An 18811-nucleotide genomic window follows, 5' to 3' on the forward strand; every position below is an offset into this window, starting at 1 on the left:
GGCGGTGGTTGATGATCACCGCCGGCGCCGTCGCGTTCCTGCTGGTCGCCACCGGCGTGCTGCTCTGGATCGCCTACCGCAAGCTGGACGGCAACATCCGCACCGACTCGGCCACCGACCGGCTGCTGGCCCGGCTGGAGGCCGAGCGGCCGAGCCGCACCGCCGGGGCGCGGGGTGCCCAGAACATCCTGCTGATCGGCAGCGACGACCGCTCCGGCGCGAACGGCTCGTACGGCGGTGGGAGCGGCACCGAGCGCTCGGACACCACGATCCTGCTGCACCTGGCCGCCGACCGGGGGCACGCGACGGCGGTCTCGGTGCCGCGCGACGTCATGGTCTCCGTCCCCGCCTGCGAGAAGCCGGACGGCACCCGCAGCAAGCCCGCGCTGATGCAGTTCAACCAGGCCTTCGAGACGGGCGGTCCGGCCTGTTCGATCCGGACCGTCGAGAAGTTGAGCGGCATCCGGATCGACCACTACGTGATCCTCGACTTCAGCGGCTTCAAGACGATGGTGGACGCGATCGGCGGGGTCGAGGTGTGCGTGCCGCAGCCGATCCACGACAAGGACGCCAGGCTCGACCTGCCCGCCGGCCGGCAGATCCTGCACGGCGAGCAGGCGCTCGGCTACGTCCGGGCCCGGGAGAGCCTGGGCGACGGCAGCGACACCCAACGCATGGGCCGCCAGCAGCAGTTCCTGGCCGCGCTGATCCGCAAGGCGCAGTCGCAGGGCGTGCTGCTGAACCCGGCGAAGCTGTGGCCGGTGCTGGACGCCGCGACCTCCTCGGTGCGGGCGGACGGCGGGCTGTCCTCGCTCGGCGCGCTGTACGACCTCACCCAGGACCTGCGTGGCGTCCCCTCGGCGGACGTGGTCTTCCTGACCGCGCCGCGCCGCCCGTACCGCTACGACTCGGACCGGGACGAGTTCGTGCAGCCGCAGACCGGCCAGTTGTTCGCGGCGCTGCGGGACGACCGGCCGGTCGCCGTCCGGCCGCCCGGCTCCTCGCCCTCGCCCTCGCCGGGCCCGTCCCCGGGCGCCGGCCCGGGGGCGGGCCCGACGGCCGAGGCCGCGGCGGCGGTGACGGCGACCGCGTCACCCTCCGCGAGCGCCGCGCCCACCTTCGAGGGACGCACCGCCGACGTGGACGCCTGCGCCCCGCACTGAACCGCCGGCCCCCGACCACACCGGTGAACGCCGGTCCGGCCCCGTCGGCCGATCCGGACGTTTCCGCAATTGCTCGGCCACGAGCGGTATTTATCCCCGCCCTGCCGGAACATGGCGGAGATCACACCGGGAACGACTCCCCCGTTCGGCTCGTCTAGTGTGTCCGGATCGGCCCGTCCGTACGGGCGGTCCGCAGCCGTGACCGGTCGAAGGTAGGGAACCCCCGTGCACGAGGAGCAACCGGAAGGCGGCCGGTACCGGGTCGACCCGGCTCCCGGCGTCCCCCGGCAGCGCCGGCGGGCCGGCGAGGCACCGGCGGCACCGGCCCCGGAGGGCCGCCGGGACAGCCGGCGGCGGGCGGCCGCGCTCGCCAAGCGCAGCCGGCGCCGACGGGCGCTCAAGTGGACGGCCGGGGCGGGCGCCCTGGTGATGGTGGCGGGCTGCGGCGGGGCGTACTACCTGTACCGGCACTTCAACGACAACCTGACCTCGGTCAAGGTCCAGCTGGGCGACGAGTCCGAGCGGCCCCCGGCCGCCGGGGACGCGCTGAACATCCTGGTGATCGGCACGGACAGCCGGGAGGGCCTCGGCCGGGAGTACGGCGACGAGGGCAGCACCGGGCACGCCGACACCACGCTGCTGTTCCACATCGCCAAGGACCGCACCAACGCGACGGTGATCAGCCTCCCGCGGGACCTGATGCTGCCGATCCCGGAGTGCCAGAACGCCCAGGGGAAGAAGATCCAGGGCTCGGCGCGGGAGGAGTTCAACAACAGCCTCGGCCAGGAGGGGCGCGACGCCGGCTGCACCTGGAAGACCGTCGAGAAGAACACCGGGATCCGGGTCGACCACTTCGTGCAGGTCAACTTCGAGGCGGTGAAGACCCTGTCCACCGCCGTCGGCGGGGTCGAGGTCTGCGCGGCCAAGGACATCAACGACTCCGGCTCCCACCTCAAGATGACCAAGGGCCGGCACGTGGTCCAGGGCGAGGAGGCGTTGGCCTTCGTCCGCACCCGGCACGCGGTCGGCCAGGGCGGTGACCTCACCCGGATCCCGCTCCAGCAGCAGTTCATCAGCTCGATGATCCGCAAGATCAAGAGCGACGACACCCTGACCAGCCCGACCAAGCTCTACAAGCTCGCGGACGCCGCCACCAAGGCGCTCACCGTGGACTCCGGCATCGGCAGCGTGGACAAGCTCAAGGACCTCGCGCTGGACATCAGCAAGGTGGACACCAAGAACATCACCTTCACCACCGCGCCCGTCCTGGACGACCCCAAGGACGTGAACCGGGTGATCCTCAAGCAGCCGGACGCCGGGCAGCTGTTCGCGATGGTGGCGGCCGACCACTCGCTGACCGAGACCGCCGCCCCGCCGAGCGACCCGCCCGCCGCCGAGGCCCCGGCCACCGGCGCCGCGACCCCGCCGCCCGCCCCGGCCGCCACCACCCCGCCCGTCTCCGGCAAGGGCGTCCAGCTGACGGTGCGCAACGGCAGCGGCACCCGCGGACAGTCCGGGCCGACCGTGGAGAAGCTCCGGGCGAAGGGCTTCGACAAGGCCGTGGTGGGCAGCGACGCACCGCCCGCCGAGACCACCACGGTGTCCTACCCGTCCGGCCGGGAGGCCGAGGCCCAGGCCCTGGCCGCCGCCCTCGGCCTGCCCGGCGACGCCGTCCGGCCGGCCGCGAAGTCGGACCCGAAGGGCGGGCTGGTCCTGGTGCTCGGCAAGGACGCGCTGGCCGCCGCCAACCCGGCGGCGGCGCCCACCGAGGCGCCCGAGGACCTCCAGCGGGTCCAGGCGGACGACACCGACGTCTGCGCCAAGTAGCTAGGTTGGCAGGAGGGTTCCGCCCTCCTCGCGGTACCGCTCGGAGGTCCGGGGGCACTGCCAGCCGCCGTCCCCGGTGGGCCGCAGCGGCTCGCCGGCCCGGCCGACCCAGCCGATCCGGCGGGCCGGGACACCTGCGACCAGCGCGAAGTCCGGGACGTCCCGGTGCACCACGGCGCCGGCCGCGACCAGTGCCCAGCGGCCGACCGTCACCCCGGCGACCAGCACCGCGCGGCCGCCGATCGAGCAGCCCTGACGGAGCGTCACCCCTTCGGCCCGCCAGTCGTGTTGGCCCTTGGGGCGGCCCTCGGGAGTGACCGCGCGGGGGTACCGGTCATTGGTGAGGACGGCGGCCGGGCCGATGAACACCCCGTCCTCGACCACCGCCGGCTCGTACACCAGCGCGTGGTTCTGCACCTTGACCCGGTCCCCGATCCGCACGCCGGGGCCGACGTACGCGCCGCGGCCGATCACGCAGTCCGCACCGACCACCGCGTCCTCACGGACCTGGGCGAGGTGCCAGACCGCCGTCCCGGCGCCGATCGCGGCCCGTTCGTCGACGTCCGCGCTCGGCTCGATCCGGGCCGCACCCGCCCCGTCCTCAACTGTCGCCATGCGCACCGACGATAGCGGCGCCGCACGGCACCGCGGGCTGCCGGGACGAATCAGCGGGCGCCAGGGCGTGTCAGGCACGCCGCAGGATCAACCCGTCTTCGAGAACACGTCCTTGGAGGACGGGCCGACGCTGGCGATCACTCTTCGGGCCAGCGAGCGCGGAGAGGTCAGGAAGCCGAAGCCCCAGCTGAGGTGCATGGTCGCGAAGGCCACCGGCAGCAGCGCCCTGGCCTTGAACGACAGCCCCCGGCCCTCGACCGCGGCGCCGCCGAGGATGCCCATCAGGTACGCGCCGGGCACCGCCAGGAAGGCGGGGTGGACGGCGGCGCCGAGCACCAGCCCGAGGACGACCGCCGCCAGCGCGGCCGGCGGGGCGAGGTAGCGCATGTTGACCGAGCCGCGATGGTAGCGGGTGACCACCCGGCGCCAGCGGCCGTAGTCCTTGTACTGCTTGGCCAGCGCCCGCACCGAGGGGCGGGGCCGGTACGTCACCTTGAGCTGCGGGGTGAACCAGACCAGGCCGCCGTCCTGGCGGATCCGGTAGTTCAGCTCCCAGTCCTGGGCGCGGATGAACTCCTCGTTGTAGCCGCCGAGCTTCTCCAGCACCTCGCGCCGGAACACCCCGAGGTAGACGGTGTCCGCCGGGCCGGCCAGGCCGCCGGTGTGGAAGGCCGCGTTCCCGACACCGATCTTGGAGGTCATCGCGGCGGCGACCGCGTGCTCCCACTCGGTCTCGCCCTCGGCGTGCATGATGCCGCCGACGTTGGCCGCCTCCATCTCGCCGAGCAGCCGGACCGCCGTGGTGATGTAGCCGGGGGTGAGCAGGCCGTGGCCGTCCACGCGCACGACTATCGGGTGCCGTGAGCCCCGGATCGCGGCGTTCAGCCCGGCCGGCGTTCGGCCGGTGGGGTTCGCCACCGTCCGCACCCGCGGGTCCTCGGCCACCAGCTCGGCCGCGATCTCCGCGGTGCGGTCGGTGGAGGGACCGAGGGCGATCACCACCTCCATCGGCCCGGGGTACTCCTGGTCCAGGATGCGGCGGACCGCCGTGCGCAGGTGACGTTCCTCGTTGAGCACCGGCATGATCACGGAAACAGCCGGCAGCTCCTCAGCAGCCTTGGTGTTCATCGGGGCCAACCGTACCGGTGCGGACGCGTCCCCGTCTTGTCCCGGTCTGGGCGGCCGGGGACGCCTCGCGGCGCGGCACCGGTGCTGTGATCAAGAACACCGTACTCCCCCTTACGCGCGGGCCGGAAGCGGTGTGGATCCGGTGCCGGTCCGGGGTGGGTTCAGAGAGCGTAGTGAGCGACGGTGAACACCGCGTAACCGGTCAGCGCGAGCCGGTTCACCAGGTGCTGGGGGCCGCCCAGCCGGTCCGGCAGGGCCTGCGCCGGCCGCAGGTCGGGGCGGTGGGCGGCGGTGGCGACGGTCCGGGCCACCGCCGCCGGGTCGTACCGCCCGCCGAAGAAGGCGGCCAGCCGGGCCGCCGGGCGGCTGAAGAAGGAGAACTCCCGACCGCCGCGCAGCCGGATCGTCAGCAGACTCCGGTGCACCGCCGCCGCCGAGATCTCCGCCCAGCGGTAGCTGCGGGTGCGCAGCGCGGTGGCCACCCGCAGGCCGTCGCGGTCGGCCACCAGCTGCCAGGAGAACGTCTGGGCGCAGGCGTGGATCGCCAGCGAGCCGATCCACAGCGGGCGCACCAGCCCCTCCCACCAGCCGTCGTCGTCGAGGAGCACGACGGCGGCGACGACCAGCAGTGCCGCCAGCGGTCCGGCCGCCGCCCGCAGCGGCAGCGGCATCTCCCAGCGGCAGGCGTCCAGCGGCCGGGCGTCCGAGCCGGCCTCGGGGGCGGCGGCGACGGTCTCGGCGGTCAGCGCGGCGACGGCCAGCTCGCGCTCGCGGTAGCGCCCGGAGCGCCGGCCGAGCCGCGGGGCCCGGGCGACGGGGGCGACCACGGAGGCCACCCGGTGCGGGTCGCCGTCCAGCAGGGCCGGGCGGACCAGGAGCTGCTGGTCGGGGCCGTCCGGGCCGCGGTACAGCACGGCCGGGACGCTGCGGCCGGCCCGGGCCAGCCGGGCGGCGGCCTGGTCCGGGGTGGCGCGCTCGACGAGCTCGCCGTACTCCTCCTCGGCCGGGTCGTGCCGCGGTTCCGACTCGGGGTAGTCCTCCTCGTTGCCCTCCGGGTCGGGGTGCTCGGGCAGCCAGCCGGGGCCCGGGCGGTCCGGCATGTCCGGGTGGCCCTCCCGGGCCCAGTAGTAGCGCTCCCACTCCTTCAGCCGCCACAGCGCGGGCCCGTCCGCCGGGCCGTCCACCGGGAGCACCAGCAGGTCGCCCTGGGCGTCGGCCCGGACCCGGACGGCCAGGGCCGGAGCGGTGCCCTCGAAGGCGGGCCGGGTGCGGCGGGCGTCGTGGGCCAGGGCGGAGCCGAGCAGCAGCAGGCCGGGCAGGGCGAGCAGGCCGCCGAGGAGCGCCTCGCCGGACAGGTCGTAGTCGTCGCCCAGCGCGCGGACCCGGTCGCCGTCCAGCAGCAGCGGGATCGTCTGGCCCGGCTGCGGTCGCTCGGCCCACCACACGTCCAGCTTCGCGGTGGGCCCGGCGGCGGCGCCGGGCGGCGCGGCGACCGTCACGTCTCCGCGGCGGGGGTCCTGGTAGTGGACGGTCAGCAGGCCGTCCCGGTCGAACTCCCCCGCGGTGCCGGTGACCCGCACGGCCGCGCCGTCCCGCTCCTCCTGCTGGGACTGCGCCCACAGGCCGTACAACGGCAGCGCGGCGGCGGCGACCAGGAACAGCACGCCGAGCGCCCGCCGCCCGACCGGCACGTGCGGGGGGTGGACGGGCGAGGGCGCGCCGGCGGCCGTCCAGGGGAAGGGGACGGGCGGGGCCATCAGTTCGTCGAGCTGGTGGCGGGCGCGGCGGCGGCCGAGGTCGGCGCCGATCAGGACGGCGGCCAGCAGCAGGTGCAGCAGCACGGCGGACCAGCGGGCGAACGGGGTGACCAGGCCGTTCGGGAGGTACCAGAACAGGGCCAGGGCGGCGACCGGGACGAGCGGCCGGACGCGGGGCCGGCCGATCAGCAGGACGGCCTCGGCCAGCAGCGTCCAGAGGGCCAGGGTCTCGCCCCAGGTCTCCCGGCAGATGCCCTGGGCGTTGCAGGCCCCTCCGCTGTCCGGCTCCACCGCGGCGGCCAGGGCCAGGAAGGCGATCGGCAGCAGCGCGAGCCACCGGCTGTCCAGCCGCCAGGCGGTCCGGGCGGCGCGCCAGCGGGTGGCGGCGGCACTGGTGAGGGGCGCGGCGCTGGGCAGCGGCGGGGCGTCCGAGGGGAACATCGGACGATCATCCCAGCCCGGGGGAAACGGAACGCGCCTCGGCGGCGGCCTTCCGGCAAGGGGCGGGGAACGGCGCCGGGGCCGGGTGCTGTGCGCACCCGGCCCCCGTTCCCCCGTTTCCCCCGTCTCCCCCGTGCTCCGGGGCCCGGCGACCCCGGAGCCGGCTCAGTCCGTCGCGATGGCCGCGAGGACGTTCATGCGTCCGGCCCGGAAGGCCGGGACGAGTGCGGCGAACAGGCCGATCAGCACCGAGGAGACCAGCGTGATCGCCACCATGGTGGTCGGGACGGAGAGCGTCCCCAGGCCCTGGTCCCGCAGCACTCCCTGGACGGTGACGCCCCAGGCGAGCCCCAGTCCGGTGCCGAGGACGGCGCCGAACAGCGCGATCACCACGGACTCCAGCCGGATCATCCGGCGCAGCTGGCGGCGGGAGAGCCCGATCGCCCGCAGCAGGCCGATCTCGCGGGTCCGCTCGACCACCGACAGCGCCAGGGTGTTGATCACGCCGAGCACCGCGACCGTGATCGAGAGGGCGACCAGCCCGTAGATCAGGTAGAGCAGGGTGTTGATCTGGGACTGGGCGAGTTCCTTGTAGCCGGCCCGGTCCTTGATGGTCAGCTGCGGGTACTCCTTCAGCCCGTCCTCCAGCGCGGTCAGCGTCTTCTGGACGTCGGCGCCCTGGGCGGCCTTGGCGAAGAAGGTCCACACCGGCGGCTGCTCGACGGCCGGGACGGCCTTCGCCATGGTGTCCACGGCGACGAAGGAGCCGCCGCCGAACAGGTCGCCCTTGCCGAGGACCGCGCCGACCGGCAGCGCCTGGGTGCGGCCCTGGCCGTAGTCGACGGTGACCTGGTCGCCGACCTTCAGGTTGTGGTCCTTGGCGAAGGCGGCGCCGATCCCCAGCGAGCCGCGCTGGAGCGAGTCCAGCGCGCCGGAGTCGACGGTCGGCCGGAAGTCGGTGCCGAAGAAGGACGGCGGGACCGCGGTCAGCGGGGTCTTGGCCTGCTGCCCGTCCGACAGCCGGACCTTGGCGGCGAAGAACCGCTGGGTGGTGATGTGGTCGATGCCCGGGGTCCGCTCGACGGCGTCCAGCATCTCGGGCGTGATCGCGGTGCGGCCACCGGAGATGATGTAGTCCGCGCCCACCGACTTGTCGATCTGCGCGCTGGTCGAGGTGACGGCCGAGGAGCTGAACACCGCGGAGGCGATCACCAGCGCCAGGCCGATCATCAGCGCGGCGGCGGTGGCGCCGGTGCGGCGCGGGTTGCGCATCGCGTTGCGCTGGGCGAGCTTGCCGGACGGCCCGAACAACGCCGGCAGCAGCGCGCCGAGCACCCGGACGACGGCCGAGGCCAGCAGCGGGCCGAGCACCACGAAGCCGATCAGGGTGAGCACCACGCCCAGGCCCAGGTACTGGCCGCCGGTGGCCGCCTTCTCCGCCCGCGCGCCGAGCACCAGCAGGGCGCCGCCGCCGGCCGTCAGCAGCAGGCCGAGGACGGTACGGACCAGGTTGGCGCGGCCCTCGGTCGGAGTGCCGTGGTCGCGCAGGGCGGCCATCGGCGAGATCCAGCTCGCCCGGCGGGCCGGGAACCAGGCCGCGACCAGGGTGACCACGATGCCCAGCGCGTACCCGGCGACGAACACGTCCGGCCCGATCCGCAGGTCGGCCGCCTCCAGGTCCATGCCGATCGCGGTCATCAGCTTGATCAGGCCGACCGCCACGCCCAGGCCGGCCGCGACCCCGAGGGTCGAGCCGAGCACACCCAGGATCAGCGCCTCGACCAGCACCGAGCGGTTGACCTGCCGCCGGCTGCCGCCGATGGCGCGCAGCAGGCCGATCTCCCGGGTGCGCTGGGCGACCAGCATCGAGAAGGTGTTGACGATCAGGAACGCGCCGACGATCGCCGAGACGAAGGCGAAGCCGAGCATCGCGTACTTCATGAAGTCCAGGCCCTTGCCGACCTGTTCGGTGCGGTCCGCCTTCTGCTCGGCCGCCGTCTTCACCACGTACCCGCCGCCGAGCGCGGACTGCGCGTCCGCCTTGAGCCGGTCGTTGCCGCGGCTGCCGTCGCCGTACGCCTCGACGGTGCTGAAGGCCTGCTCGCCGAGCAGTACCTGCTGGGCGGTCGGGGTGTCCAGGAACGCGAGCGCCGCGCCCGGGTTGGTGGTGGTGAAGGTGCCGATGCCGACGATGGTGAAGTCGTGCCGGCCGAGGGGGTTCTCGACCCTGAGCCGGCCGCCGAGGCCGAGCTTGGCCTTCTTCACGGTGTCCGCGTCCAGCAGCAGCTCGGTCGGGCCCCGCGGTGTGCGGCCGGAGGTGACCTTCAGCGGGTTGGCCGGGGTGTCCGTCCAGTTGCCGACCAGGGTGGGCGCGCCGGTGGTCGGGCCGACCAGCTTGTTGGTGGCCGGGTCGATCAGCACGGCGTTCTCGACCAGGACCTGGCCGACGGCGCTCTTCACCCCGGGCAGCGCGGCGACCTGCCGCTCCAGCGCGACCGGGACGGTCGGCGGCTTGACGGCGGCCTGCTGCTCCTCGTCCTCGGCCGGCTTGGGCGGATTGACCGAGACGTCGGAGGAGGTCGCGGCGAAGAGCTTGTCGAAGGTGCCGGTGGCGGTGTTGGAGAACACCAGGGTGCCGGAGACGAAGGCCACCGACAGCACGACGGCGATGAGCGAGAGCGCCATCCGGCCCTTGTGGGCGAAGAAGCTCCGCAGTGAGGTCTTGAGCAGCATGATGGTGTCGTCCCGCCGCTCAGCTGGTGCGCTTGCCGTCGAAACGGCGCATGCGTTCGAGGACGGAGTCGGCGGTGGGCGCGTACATCTCGTCCACGATCACGCCGTCGGCGAGGAAGAGCACGCGGTCCGCGTAGCCGGCGGCGACCGGGTCGTGGGTGACCATCACGATGGTCTGGCCCAGCTCGTCCACCGAGCGGCGCAGGAAGGTCAGCACCTCGGCGCCGGAGCGGGAGTCCAGGTTCCCGGTGGGCTCGTCCCCGAAGATGATCTCGGGGCGGGCGGCCAGCGCCCGGGCCACCGCGACGCGCTGCTGCTGGCCGCCGGAGAGCTGGGAGGGACGGTGCTTGAGCCGGCCGGACAGGCCGACCGTCTCCACCACCTGGTCCAGCCAGGCCTGGTCGGGCTTGCGACCGGCGATGTCCATCGGGAGCGTGATGTTCTCCAGCGCGCTCAGGGTCGGGAGCAGGTTGAACGCCTGGAAGATGAAGCCGATCTTGTCGCGCCGGAGTCTGGTGAGCTGCTTGTCCTTGAGGCCGGTGATCTCGGTGTCGCCGATCCGGATCAGGCCGGAGGTGACCGTGTCGAGGCCCGCCAGGCAGTGCATCAGGGTGGACTTGCCGGAGCCCGAGGGGCCCATGATCGCGGTGAACCGGCCGCGCTGGATGTCCACGTCGACGGAGTCGAGCGCGGTCACCCTGGTCTCGCCCGAACCGTACGCCTTGGTGACCTGACGGGCCGACGCGGCGACGGCTGACGCTCCGCCGGGAAGCTGGGGGTCGTACACGGCTGCTGCTGCCGTCGTCACTGGACTCTCCTAAGGAAGATGCGCTCACCCGTTGGCCCCCAGCCTCGCGGGCCCGCCCGCCTCATGACATGGCGCAGGCGGTAGTCCTCGACCGGGAGTTGTCTCCACCCTCCCGGTGGACCTGGCCACCGGACCCGACGCGATCGGGCCGCTTCCTGGCGGGTGGGGATGTGTGAACCACGTTAGGAGCCGACGGCCGCCGGCTCCTCATCCGCCGGAATGAAGCCGCTCAACCAAGGTTCTACGGGCCGCGGCGCCGCTCCCCCTAGGGGTAGCCGCGGCCCGTCTCGGGGACGCCCCGTACGGGCCGCGGCGGCGGTCCGTCAGCTCGTCAGCGCGGTTGCGGCCAGCCGCTCCAGGGCCGTGGCGAAGCCCTCCACGACCGGGACCAGCAGGGCTTCGGTCTCGCGCTCCACCAGGGTCGCCCCGTCCTCCCGGGCGGTGATGTGGCGGTCGAGCACGAACCAGCCCTGGGTGATGTGGTCGGCGCCCATCGAGCTGAGCACCGGGCGCAGCGCGTAGTCCACCGCGAGGACGTGCGCGGGCGAGCCGCCGGTGGCGAGCGGCAGGACGGCCTTGCCGGCCAGCGCGTACTGCGGGAGCACGTCCAGCAGGGCCTTCAGCAGGCCCGAGTAGGCGGCCTTGTAGACGGGAGTGCCGACGACCACGCCGTCGGCGCGGGCGAACAGCTCGGTGACGGCGACGATCTCGGGGTGGTCGAAGTCGCCCGACAGCAGGGCGTGCGCGGGCAGGCTGCGGGCCTCGAAGGGGACGACGTGGTGGCCGCGCTCCGCCAGCCGCGCGTCGACGTGGCGCAGCAGGCGGGTGGTGCGGGAGGTGGGGGACGGGGAGCCGGAAACGGACAGGACGACGGCCATGGGTTCACCTCTGGGTGGAAGCGGGGCGGCGCGGTGCGGCGGGTTCCGGCCGGGTGCGGCGGGGGAAGGCGCCGCGGGTGGGGGCCGGTGCCGGGAGCGGTGCCGGCGGACGTGCACCGGGGGCGCTGTGTCGGCGGACGTGCGGCGGATGCGCTGTGCCGGCGGACGTGCGGCGGGTGCGGGGATTCGGCGGGCGCGCGTCAGCCGCGACAGAGCGAACAGGCCACACCGCGCCGCAGGTCGACGTGCCGCCGACGCGTGAGTGCCCAACGCTGATCCATGCCTGGAATGCAAACACGCTGTGTTCGCGCTGGTCAAGAAACGTTTCAGCAGCTGGAACACGGGGTGTCCGGACGTTGCGGCGGGACGATCCGGTACGTGCATCAAAACTGCTACAAGAAGCCCGGTGGACCCCCCGGGGGGAGTCAGCCCGACCGGGGTCGGGCATCCTCGTCGGCATGAACACGTGGCAGGAGGGCCGCCCGGGGGGCGGCGGGAACCCGTACGGCGGAAACGGCGGGGGCGGCGCGGCCGAGCCGCCGCTGCCGTCCTCGCTGAACCCGCGCGGACCTGGGGCGGCCGCGCCACGGCAGCCGCGACAGCCCGGGCAGCCGGGGCCGTCCCGGCTCGGCGGCGTCCCCCCGCAGGGGGCCGGCGCACCCGGAGGCCGTCCCGGCGCACCCGGCGGTGCCGCAGGCCACGGTGCTCACGGCGGGCCCGGTGGCCCCGGCGGTCAGGGCCGCCCCGGTGGCCCCGGCGGGCCCGGCGGCACCCGCCCGCCCGGCGCCCAGGCCCGGCGCTGGCCGCGGCGGCGGATCGTGAAGTGGTCGGTCTTCGGCGTGCTGATCGCCGTCATGGTGACCGCCGTCTCCACCTGGTTCTGGGCGGACTCCAAGCTCAACCACGAGAACGTGCTCGCCGACTACCCCGGCCGCCCGGCCGCGGGCAAGGGCACCAACTGGCTGATCGTCGGCTCCGACAGCCGCCAGGGCCTCACCGACGCCGAGCAGGACGACCTGCACACCGGGCACGACACCGAGGGCAAGCGCAGCGACTCGATGATGATCCTGCACGTCGGGGACAACGGGAACACCCTGATGAGCATCCCGCGCGACTCCTGGGTGCCGATCCCCGACCACCCGGGCAGCAACGGCAAGCCGGTCAAGGGCACCACCGCGAAGATCAACTCGGCCTTCGGCAACGGCGGCGGCCGGCTGCTGGTCCAGACCGTCGAACAGAACACCGGCCTGCGGATCGACCACTACGCCGAGATCGGCTTCGGCGGCTTCGTCGGCATCGTCGACTCGATCGGCGGCGTCGAGATGAAGATCGACCAGGACGTCCAGGACAAGGACTCCGGCCTCGACCTCAAGGCCGGCGACCAGACCCTCACCGGCAAGCAGGCGCTGGCCTTCGTCCGCCAGCGCCACCAGATGGCCGACCAGGACCTCGGCCGGATGCGCAACCAGCAGAAGTTCCTCGGCGCGCTGGCCCACCAGGCCGCCTCCCCCGGCAACCTGATGAACCCGTTCACCTTCTACCCGCTGGTCGACTCGGCGCTCGGCACCCTGATCGTCGACGAGGACTGCGGCCTGACCGACCTCGGCTCGCTCTTCCTCGCCATGAAGGACGTCAACGGCGGCAGCGGCAAGTCGCTGACCGTGCCGATAGGCAACCCGGACTACCGGACCAAGACCGGCGAGTCCGCCGTGCTGTGGGACGCCAACAAGTCCAAGCAGCTCTTCGCCGCCTTCAAGAACGACACCGCGGTGCCGGACTTCAAGTAGTCCGCGACTCTGTGCGACCGCGTCGACACAATGGGTGGATGCCACTCGTCACCGCGCTGATCCACCGCCGTCGCCACCGCCTCCTGGGCCGCCTGGTCCAGGAGGCGCTCGCGCTCTACGGGATGGAGGTGCCCGCCGCCTGCGAGATCGGGCCCGGACTGCTCGTCCTCCACCGCGGCTTCGGCACCGTGCTGCACCCGAGCACCACCCTCGGCGCCGGCGTGACGCTCTACAACGGCGTGACCATCGGCCGGGCCGACCCGTGGGTACCGCAGGACGAGAGCATGATGCGGCGGGTGGTGGTCGAGGACGGCGCGGTGCTGTGCACGGGCGCCAAGGTGGTGTGCAAGGAGGGCGTGCTGACCGTCGGCGCGGGCACCGTCGTCGGCGCCAACGCGGTGCTCACCCGCTCGACCGGCCCCGGGGAGGTCTGGGCCGGCGTCCCGGCGCGCAAGGTGGGGATGCGGACGGGCGGCCGGTGGACCTGCCCGGTACCGGCCCGGCCCGCCCCGAGCCCCTCCTGAACGCGCCGGACGCACCGGACCGGACGGGCACGGACCGGTACGGGAAGCGGCCGGCCTAGACGAACGGCAGCAGCCCGGTGCCGCACTCCGGGAAGCGAACCAGCCACTCCCCCTCACCGCCGGCCGCCTCGGTGGCGCCCGAGAAGCCGTAGTGGATCGGCTGCCCGTCGCCGCTCAGCCACCTCGCGTGGGTCAGCTGCACCGAGAGCGAGGCCGGGCGGTACGGGGCCGCGGCGGCGTGGACGACCGGGGCGGGCTGCTCCAGCACCAGCTCGTGCTCGGTCTCGCCCGGCCGGAAGGTCACCACCGTCTCGGTGCCCGGGCGGCGCGGGAAGGCGCCCGTCGGATCCGTCCAGTACGCGGCGACCATCACCGCGAGGGTGCCGTCCAGGCTGCCGGTGTCCGGCCGCACGTACTCCTCGTCCGCGACCCAGCGGGCGTGGTGGCGGACCTCCTCCGCGCCCCACCTCTCGTCCCAGCGCACCCAGTAGCCGGCCACCCGCTTGACGGTCATGCCCTCGCGGACGACCCGGACGGCGAACCGCGCCGGGCCGACCGGCTCGCAGCCGGCCAGGGAGACCACCGTCACCTGTTCGAAGGTCACCTCGCCGTCGTCGGCGCCCTGCTCCACCATCGGTCAACCACCTTGCCGCAGAGTCGAGTTCGGCCGCGGCTTGGGCCGCGTCCGAGAAGTCGAGCGTAGGGCCCCGGCAAAGGAAGGCCGCACGATTGCCCGGTTCCGGCCCGGACGGCGGCGCTCCCGGCTACCCTGCCCGCCGCACCGCACCGCACCGCACCGCACCGCACCGCGGCCCGGCGCGGCGCGGACACGGGCCCGGGGCGGATGCGCAAGCGGGTACGGCGAGCGGGTACGAAACCGCCCCGGAGCGGGAGGCCGGAAGATCCGACGTCCCGCTCCGGGGCGGTGCGCGCCAGTGGCGGCGGCGACTACTTGACCTCGCCGGAGGCGGCGATGGAGATCTTGGCCGAGGTGCGGCCGCTCTGCGAGCCGAGGCCCTCGATCTTCTTGACCAGGTCCATGCCCTCGAGGACCTCGCCGAAGACGACGTGCTTGCCGTCCAGCCAGTCGGTGACGATGGTGGTGATGAAGAACTGCGAGCCGTTGGTGTTGCGGCCGGCGTTGGCCATCGACAGCAGGCCCGGGCGGTCGTGCTTGATCTGGAAGTTCTCGTCCGCGAACTTCTCGCCGTAGATGCTCTTGCCGCCGGTGCCGTTGTGGTTGGTGAAGTCACCGCCCTGGAGCATGAAGGCCGGGATCACGCGGTGGAAGCCGGAGCCCGCGTAGCCGAAGCCGTTCTGGCCGGTGGCCAGCTCGCGGAAGTTCTGGGCGGTCTTGGGAACGACGTCGTCGTACAGCTTGAAGACGATCCGGCCGGCCGGCTCGTCGTTGATCGTGATGTCGAAGAAAACGTTGGAAGACATGCAGGGATGATGGCACGATCACCTGTTCGGCGCGCGCTGCCCCCGGTCGGGCGCGGCCGGACGCGGCTGTGTTATCCGGTTTTCCGCCCCCGAGTCGCGGCCGGGAAGCTAACATCGATGTCAGGTTTCAGGTCGATGTCAGGTTTCAGGCCTCAGTGCGGCACGGGGACGGGGTGGACGGCGTGCGGATCGGCGAACTGGCCCGTCGGACGGGTGTGAGCGAACGCTCGCTGCGCTACTACGAGCAGCAGGGCCTGCTCGCCGCCCGCCGCACCGAGGGCGGCCACCGCGAGTACCCGGAGGCCGCCGTCGACCGGGTGGTGCACATCCAGGAGCTGTTCGCGGCCGGGCTGCACAGCCGGACCATCTACAAGATCCTCCCCTGCATGCGGGACTCCGACGGCAGCCCGAACGAGGTCGCCACCCCGCTGCTGGTCGAGGAGCTCACCGCGGAGCGCGAACGGATCGACCGGACGATCAGCGACCTGCTGCGCTCCCGCGAGGTGCTGGACGAAGTGATCGCGACCGCCTCCGGGCAGCCGCCGTCCTCGTCCGAGGCGGCGTAGAAGGCCGCGCTGGAGGCCCGCTGGAGGCCGGACTGGAGGCCTCAGCCCTTCGGCCTGCGGGCCAGTAGATAGGCCTGCGGGGTCTTCTCGTCCCCCTCCGGCTCACGGACCGTACGGGAGGTGACCGCCAGGCCGGCCTCCCGCACCAGCTCCTCGACGTGCTCCGGCCGCAGCCGGCGGAAGTCCAGCGACACCGGGTGGCCGAAGGGGCGCTCCTGGCGCGACGGCAGGTCGCCGACCTGGAAGGCGAGCATCAGGTGGCCGCCGGGGGCGAGCACCCGGGCGCACTCGGCGAACACCTCGGGCAGCCGCTCCGCCGGAGTGTGGATGATCGAGTACCAGGCCACCACGCCGGTCAGCTCCCCGTCCCGGAAGGGGAGGTCGAACATCGAACCGACGCTGAACGGCACCTCCGGGTGGGCCTGCCGGGCGAGCTCGACCATCCGCGGCGAGAGGTCGATCCCGTGCACGTCCACGCCGAGCCGATGCAGCGGGCCGGTCATCCGGCCCGGGCCGCAGCCGAGTTCGGCCGTCCTGCCGCCCTGCCGCTCGGCGCGGACCAGGTCGGCGAAGAGCCCCAGCATCGCCCGGTCCATCGGCATGCGGTCCAACGCGTCCCGGAAGAGCTCGGTGTACTCGGTGGCGACGGCGTCGTAGAACGCCCTGGTCTCGGCGAGGAAGTCCGGCTCGGTCATGGCCCCGGACCCTACCGGGCGGCCGACCGGACCCGGGGGCGTGTCCGGCGGATCCTTGCCGGGTGCGCGACAGCGGGGCACGCGCCTACCATCGGTCCGGCCAACCAGCCCGAGGGGGACGGAAGATGAGCACGATCGGGGTCTACCTGGCGCATCCGCGGCCGGGGAGCTTCAACCACGCGCTGTACGGGGCCGTGGTGGACGAACTACGGGAGCGCGGCTGCCGGGTACGCGCCCACGACCTGTACGCGGAGGGCTTCGCGCTGCTGCTGGCCGCCGAGGAGACCGGCACGGTGGCCGCGGCGGAACAGTCCGGGGATCCGGTCCTCGCCCTGCACCGCGCCGAGGTGGCCGCCCTGGACGCGCTGGTGCTGATCCACCCCAACTGGTGGGGCATGCCGCCCGCGGTGCTCACCGGCTGGGTGCAGCGGGTCCTGGTGCCCGGCGTCGCGTACAAGCTCGGGACGGCCGACGGCGAGCCGGCCGGGCTGCTGCGGGCCGGCCGGGCACTGGTGCTGAACACCTCGGACACCCCGGAGGCCCGCGAGCGCGAGGAGTTCGGCGACCCGCTGGAGCGGATCTGGGCGGCCTGCGTGCTGCCGTACGTCGGGGTCGCCGAGGTACGGCGGACGGTGTTCCGCACGGTCACCGACTCCTCCGACGCCGAGCGCGCCGGCTGGCTGCGACAGGCCCGGGAGCAGGCCGCGGCGCTGCTCAGCTGAGCGGCAGGAGGTCCAGTTCGGCGACGGTCTGGCCGCCGCTCAGCTCGCCGGTCGGGCGGAAGCCGAGACGGGCGTAGAACTCCTCCGGGCCGTTCGGGCCCGGGTGGTGGGTGACGGTGACGCGGGATCCGCCGCGGCGGCGGATCTCGGCGCAGACCTGCTCGACGGCGAAGCGGCCGTAGCCGCCGCGCTGCCGCTCGGCGTCGATCAGCAGCCGCCACAGGCCGGAGCGGGGGCGGTCGCCGGGGCGGTCGGGGTAGAAGGTGAGGTCGAAGAAGGCCATCACGAAGCCGACCGGCCGCCCGTCGTCCAGGATCAGCCGGGGCCAGGCGGCCTCCCCGTAGGCGTACGCCTCGGCCAGCGACCTCACCACCGGCGCCACCAGGGCCTCCTGATCGGGGCGGACCCGCAGGGCGAGGGCGGCGTCGACGTTCTCGGGGGTGATGGGGGCCAGGCTGAGCACGGAGGGCCTGGTGGGCGCGGAGGACATGGCGGGCAGCCTACGGAGCGCGGCTGCCCGCCGTCGCGCGGTTTTCGTCGCGCGGCCGGGGGCGGGGCCGTCCACCGACCGGGGGCGGGGCCCTCCACCGGCCGGTGGGCTACTCGCCGGCCGGGAAGTCGGTGCCGCGGCCGACCGCCGCCCACGTCTCGGCCTCCCGCCGCGCCTCGTCGAGGGTGCCGAGAACGCCGTCCACCGCGTCGCTGCCGAGCGCGAGCCGCAGCGGGGTGTGCTCGGCGGCCAGCGCGGCCAGGATCGCCTCGGCGGCCCTCGCCGGGTCGCCGGCCTGCTTGCCGTCGCTGTCCGGCAGCCCGGTGCGGACCGGGCCGACGAGCGGCTCGTACGCCTCGATCGGGGCGCTGTGGGCGAGCGCGTCGCCGCCCGCGAAGCCGGTCCGGAACGCGCCGGGCTCGACGATCAGCACCTTGACCCCGAAGCCGGCCACCTCCTTGGCCAGCGCCTCGGACAGCCCCTCCAGCGCGAACTTGGTGGCCGAGTAGGCGCCCACCCCGGGGAAGCTGAAGCGGCCGCCCATGCTGCTCATCTGCACCACCGCGCCCGAGCCCCGGGCCCGCAGGTGCGGCAGCACGGCCCGGGTGAGTGCGGCCGGGCCGAAGAAGTGCAGCTCCATCAGGTCCCGCAGCTCGCGGTCGGTGGACTCCTCGACGGCGCCGATCAGCCCGCGCCCGGCGTTGTTGACCAGGACGTCGATCCGGCCGTGCCGCTGGACGGTCTCCGCGACGACGGCCGCGATCCGCTCCTGGTCGGTGACGTCCAGCCGGACCGGGAACAGCCGGTCCGGGTGCGCGGCGGCCGGCTCCGCCAGCGTCTCGGGGCGCCGGGCGGCGGCCACGACGGTGTCGCCGGCCGCCAGCGCGGCCTCGGTGAGCGCCCGGCCGAAGCCGGAGTTGGCGCCGGTGATCAGCCAGACCTTGCCGGCGGGGTGCTGCTCGGGGGTGCTGCCCATGATCGTCGATCTCTCGCAATCGTCGCGTGCTGCCCGTGAGTTGACGATCATTTATGACACCGTCACGGGGGCCGCGTCCAGGACGGTTCGATGCCGGACGACATACGGCCCCCGACCGCGGAGAGGCGGTCGGGGGCCGTGGGTGTACGTCGAGTGAGGTGTCGGGTGGGGTTACGGGAGGTTGCGGGCCATCACGATCCGCTGGACCTGGTTGGTGCCCTCGTAGATCTGCGTGATCTTCGCGTCCCGCATCATCCG

General features: G+C 73.8%; 18 protein-coding genes. 6 read left to right on the forward strand and 12 right to left on the reverse strand.

Annotation, left to right across the window (positions count from 1 at the left end; translation table 11 throughout):
• The coding region (locus ACWGJO_RS36695; RefSeq protein ID WP_452190011.1) for an LCP family protein at window positions 1–1163 on the forward strand (1163 nt) is incomplete at its 5' end.
• Window positions 1164–1388: 225 nt separating this feature from the next.
• Window positions 1389–2990 (forward strand): LCP family protein, encoded by a 1602-nt coding sequence (locus ACWGJO_RS36700; RefSeq protein ID WP_452190012.1) that lies wholly within the window; start codon window positions 1389–1391, stop codon window positions 2988–2990.
• Here ACWGJO_RS36700 and ACWGJO_RS36705 read toward each other — a convergent pair whose 3' ends face one another.
• From ACWGJO_RS36705 to ssuE, 6 genes are all read right to left on the reverse strand, one after another.
• Window positions 2991–3605: an acyltransferase gene (locus tag ACWGJO_RS36705; RefSeq protein WP_452190013.1), complete on the reverse strand. Its 615-nt coding sequence runs from the start codon at window positions 3603–3605 to the stop codon at window positions 2991–2993. It lies immediately after the preceding gene.
• Between the two features lie 87 nt (window positions 3606–3692).
• Window positions 3693–4733 carry a glycosyltransferase family 2 protein gene (locus tag ACWGJO_RS36710; protein WP_452190014.1) on the reverse strand — a complete coding sequence of 347 codons (1041 nt, stop codon included), beginning with the start codon at window positions 4731–4733 and terminating at the stop codon, window positions 3693–3695.
• Between the two features lie 161 nt (window positions 4734–4894).
• On the reverse strand, window positions 4895–6931 hold the full coding sequence (locus ACWGJO_RS36715) for a hypothetical protein (protein ID WP_452190015.1): 2037 nt from the start codon (window positions 6929–6931) through the stop codon (window positions 4895–4897).
• A 165-nt stretch (window positions 6932–7096) separates the two neighbouring features.
• A complete protein-coding gene (locus tag ACWGJO_RS36720; protein WP_452190023.1) occupies window positions 7097–9667 on the reverse strand; it encodes an ABC transporter permease in 2571 nt (856 codons plus the stop codon).
• Between the two features lie 16 nt (window positions 9668–9683).
• Window positions 9684–10472: an ABC transporter ATP-binding protein gene (locus tag ACWGJO_RS36725; RefSeq protein ID WP_452190016.1), complete on the reverse strand. Its 789-nt coding sequence runs from the start codon at window positions 10470–10472 to the stop codon at window positions 9684–9686.
• Between the two features lie 323 nt (window positions 10473–10795).
• Window positions 10796–11350 (reverse strand): NADPH-dependent FMN reductase, encoded by a 555-nt coding sequence (gene ssuE / locus ACWGJO_RS36730; protein ID WP_452190017.1) that lies wholly within the window; start codon window positions 11348–11350, stop codon window positions 10796–10798.
• Between the two features lie 818 nt (window positions 11351–12168).
• Between ssuE and ACWGJO_RS36735 the strand changes: the two genes are divergently transcribed.
• Both ACWGJO_RS36735 and ACWGJO_RS36740 read left to right on the forward strand, forming a co-directional pair.
• On the forward strand, window positions 12169–13137 hold the full coding sequence (locus tag ACWGJO_RS36735; protein ID WP_380547413.1) for an LCP family protein: 969 nt from the start codon (window positions 12169–12171) through the stop codon (window positions 13135–13137).
• A gap of 38 nt (window positions 13138–13175) precedes the next feature.
• Window positions 13176–13661 (forward strand): hypothetical protein, encoded by a 486-nt coding sequence (locus tag ACWGJO_RS36740; protein WP_452190018.1) that lies wholly within the window; start codon window positions 13176–13178, stop codon window positions 13659–13661.
• A gap of 55 nt (window positions 13662–13716) precedes the next feature.
• Here the strand turns inward: ACWGJO_RS36740 and ACWGJO_RS36745 are convergent, their stop codons facing one another.
• Window positions 13717–14295, reverse strand: coding sequence for a hypothetical protein (locus tag ACWGJO_RS36745; protein ID WP_387695759.1), 579 nt, complete (start codon window positions 14293–14295; stop codon window positions 13717–13719).
• A gap of 314 nt (window positions 14296–14609) precedes the next feature.
• The gene (locus ACWGJO_RS36750; protein WP_387695760.1) at window positions 14610–15104 is read right to left on the reverse strand and encodes a peptidylprolyl isomerase; all 495 of its coding nucleotides are present in this window, start codon (window positions 15102–15104) and stop codon (window positions 14610–14612) included.
• A gap of 182 nt (window positions 15105–15286) precedes the next feature.
• Between ACWGJO_RS36750 and ACWGJO_RS36755 the strand changes: the two genes are divergently transcribed.
• On the forward strand, window positions 15287–15670 hold the full coding sequence (locus ACWGJO_RS36755; protein WP_359910136.1) for a MerR family transcriptional regulator: 384 nt from the start codon (window positions 15287–15289) through the stop codon (window positions 15668–15670).
• Between the two features lie 41 nt (window positions 15671–15711).
• On the opposite strand, the gene ACWGJO_RS36760 is transcribed toward ACWGJO_RS36755, so the two are convergent.
• On the reverse strand, window positions 15712–16365 hold the full coding sequence (locus ACWGJO_RS36760; protein WP_452190019.1) for a class I SAM-dependent methyltransferase: 654 nt from the start codon (window positions 16363–16365) through the stop codon (window positions 15712–15714).
• Between the two features lie 125 nt (window positions 16366–16490).
• Here ACWGJO_RS36760 and ACWGJO_RS36765 point away from each other — a divergent pair, with 125 nt between their 5' ends.
• The gene (locus tag ACWGJO_RS36765; protein ID WP_452190020.1) at window positions 16491–17087 is read left to right on the forward strand and encodes an NAD(P)H-dependent oxidoreductase; all 597 of its coding nucleotides are present in this window, start codon (window positions 16491–16493) and stop codon (window positions 17085–17087) included.
• Here the strand turns inward: ACWGJO_RS36765 and ACWGJO_RS36770 are convergent.
• The 3 genes from ACWGJO_RS36770 to ACWGJO_RS36780 all read right to left on the reverse strand — a co-directional run.
• Window positions 17080–17577 carry a GNAT family N-acetyltransferase gene (locus ACWGJO_RS36770; protein WP_452190021.1) on the reverse strand — a complete coding sequence of 166 codons (498 nt, stop codon included), beginning with the start codon at window positions 17575–17577 and terminating at the stop codon, window positions 17080–17082. The two genes, ACWGJO_RS36765 and ACWGJO_RS36770, sit on opposite strands and share 8 nt — an antisense overlap.
• Window positions 17578–17686: 109 nt before the next feature.
• Window positions 17687–18553, reverse strand: coding sequence for an oxidoreductase (locus ACWGJO_RS36775; protein WP_452190022.1), 867 nt, complete (start codon window positions 18551–18553; stop codon window positions 17687–17689).
• A gap of 171 nt (window positions 18554–18724) precedes the next feature.
• On the reverse strand, window positions 18725–18811 hold an 87-nt coding region (locus tag ACWGJO_RS36780; protein WP_157846636.1), incomplete at its 5' end, for an acyl-CoA dehydrogenase family protein.

The sequence above is a fragment of the Kitasatospora sp. NPDC054795 genome (genome assembly GCF_053611565.1).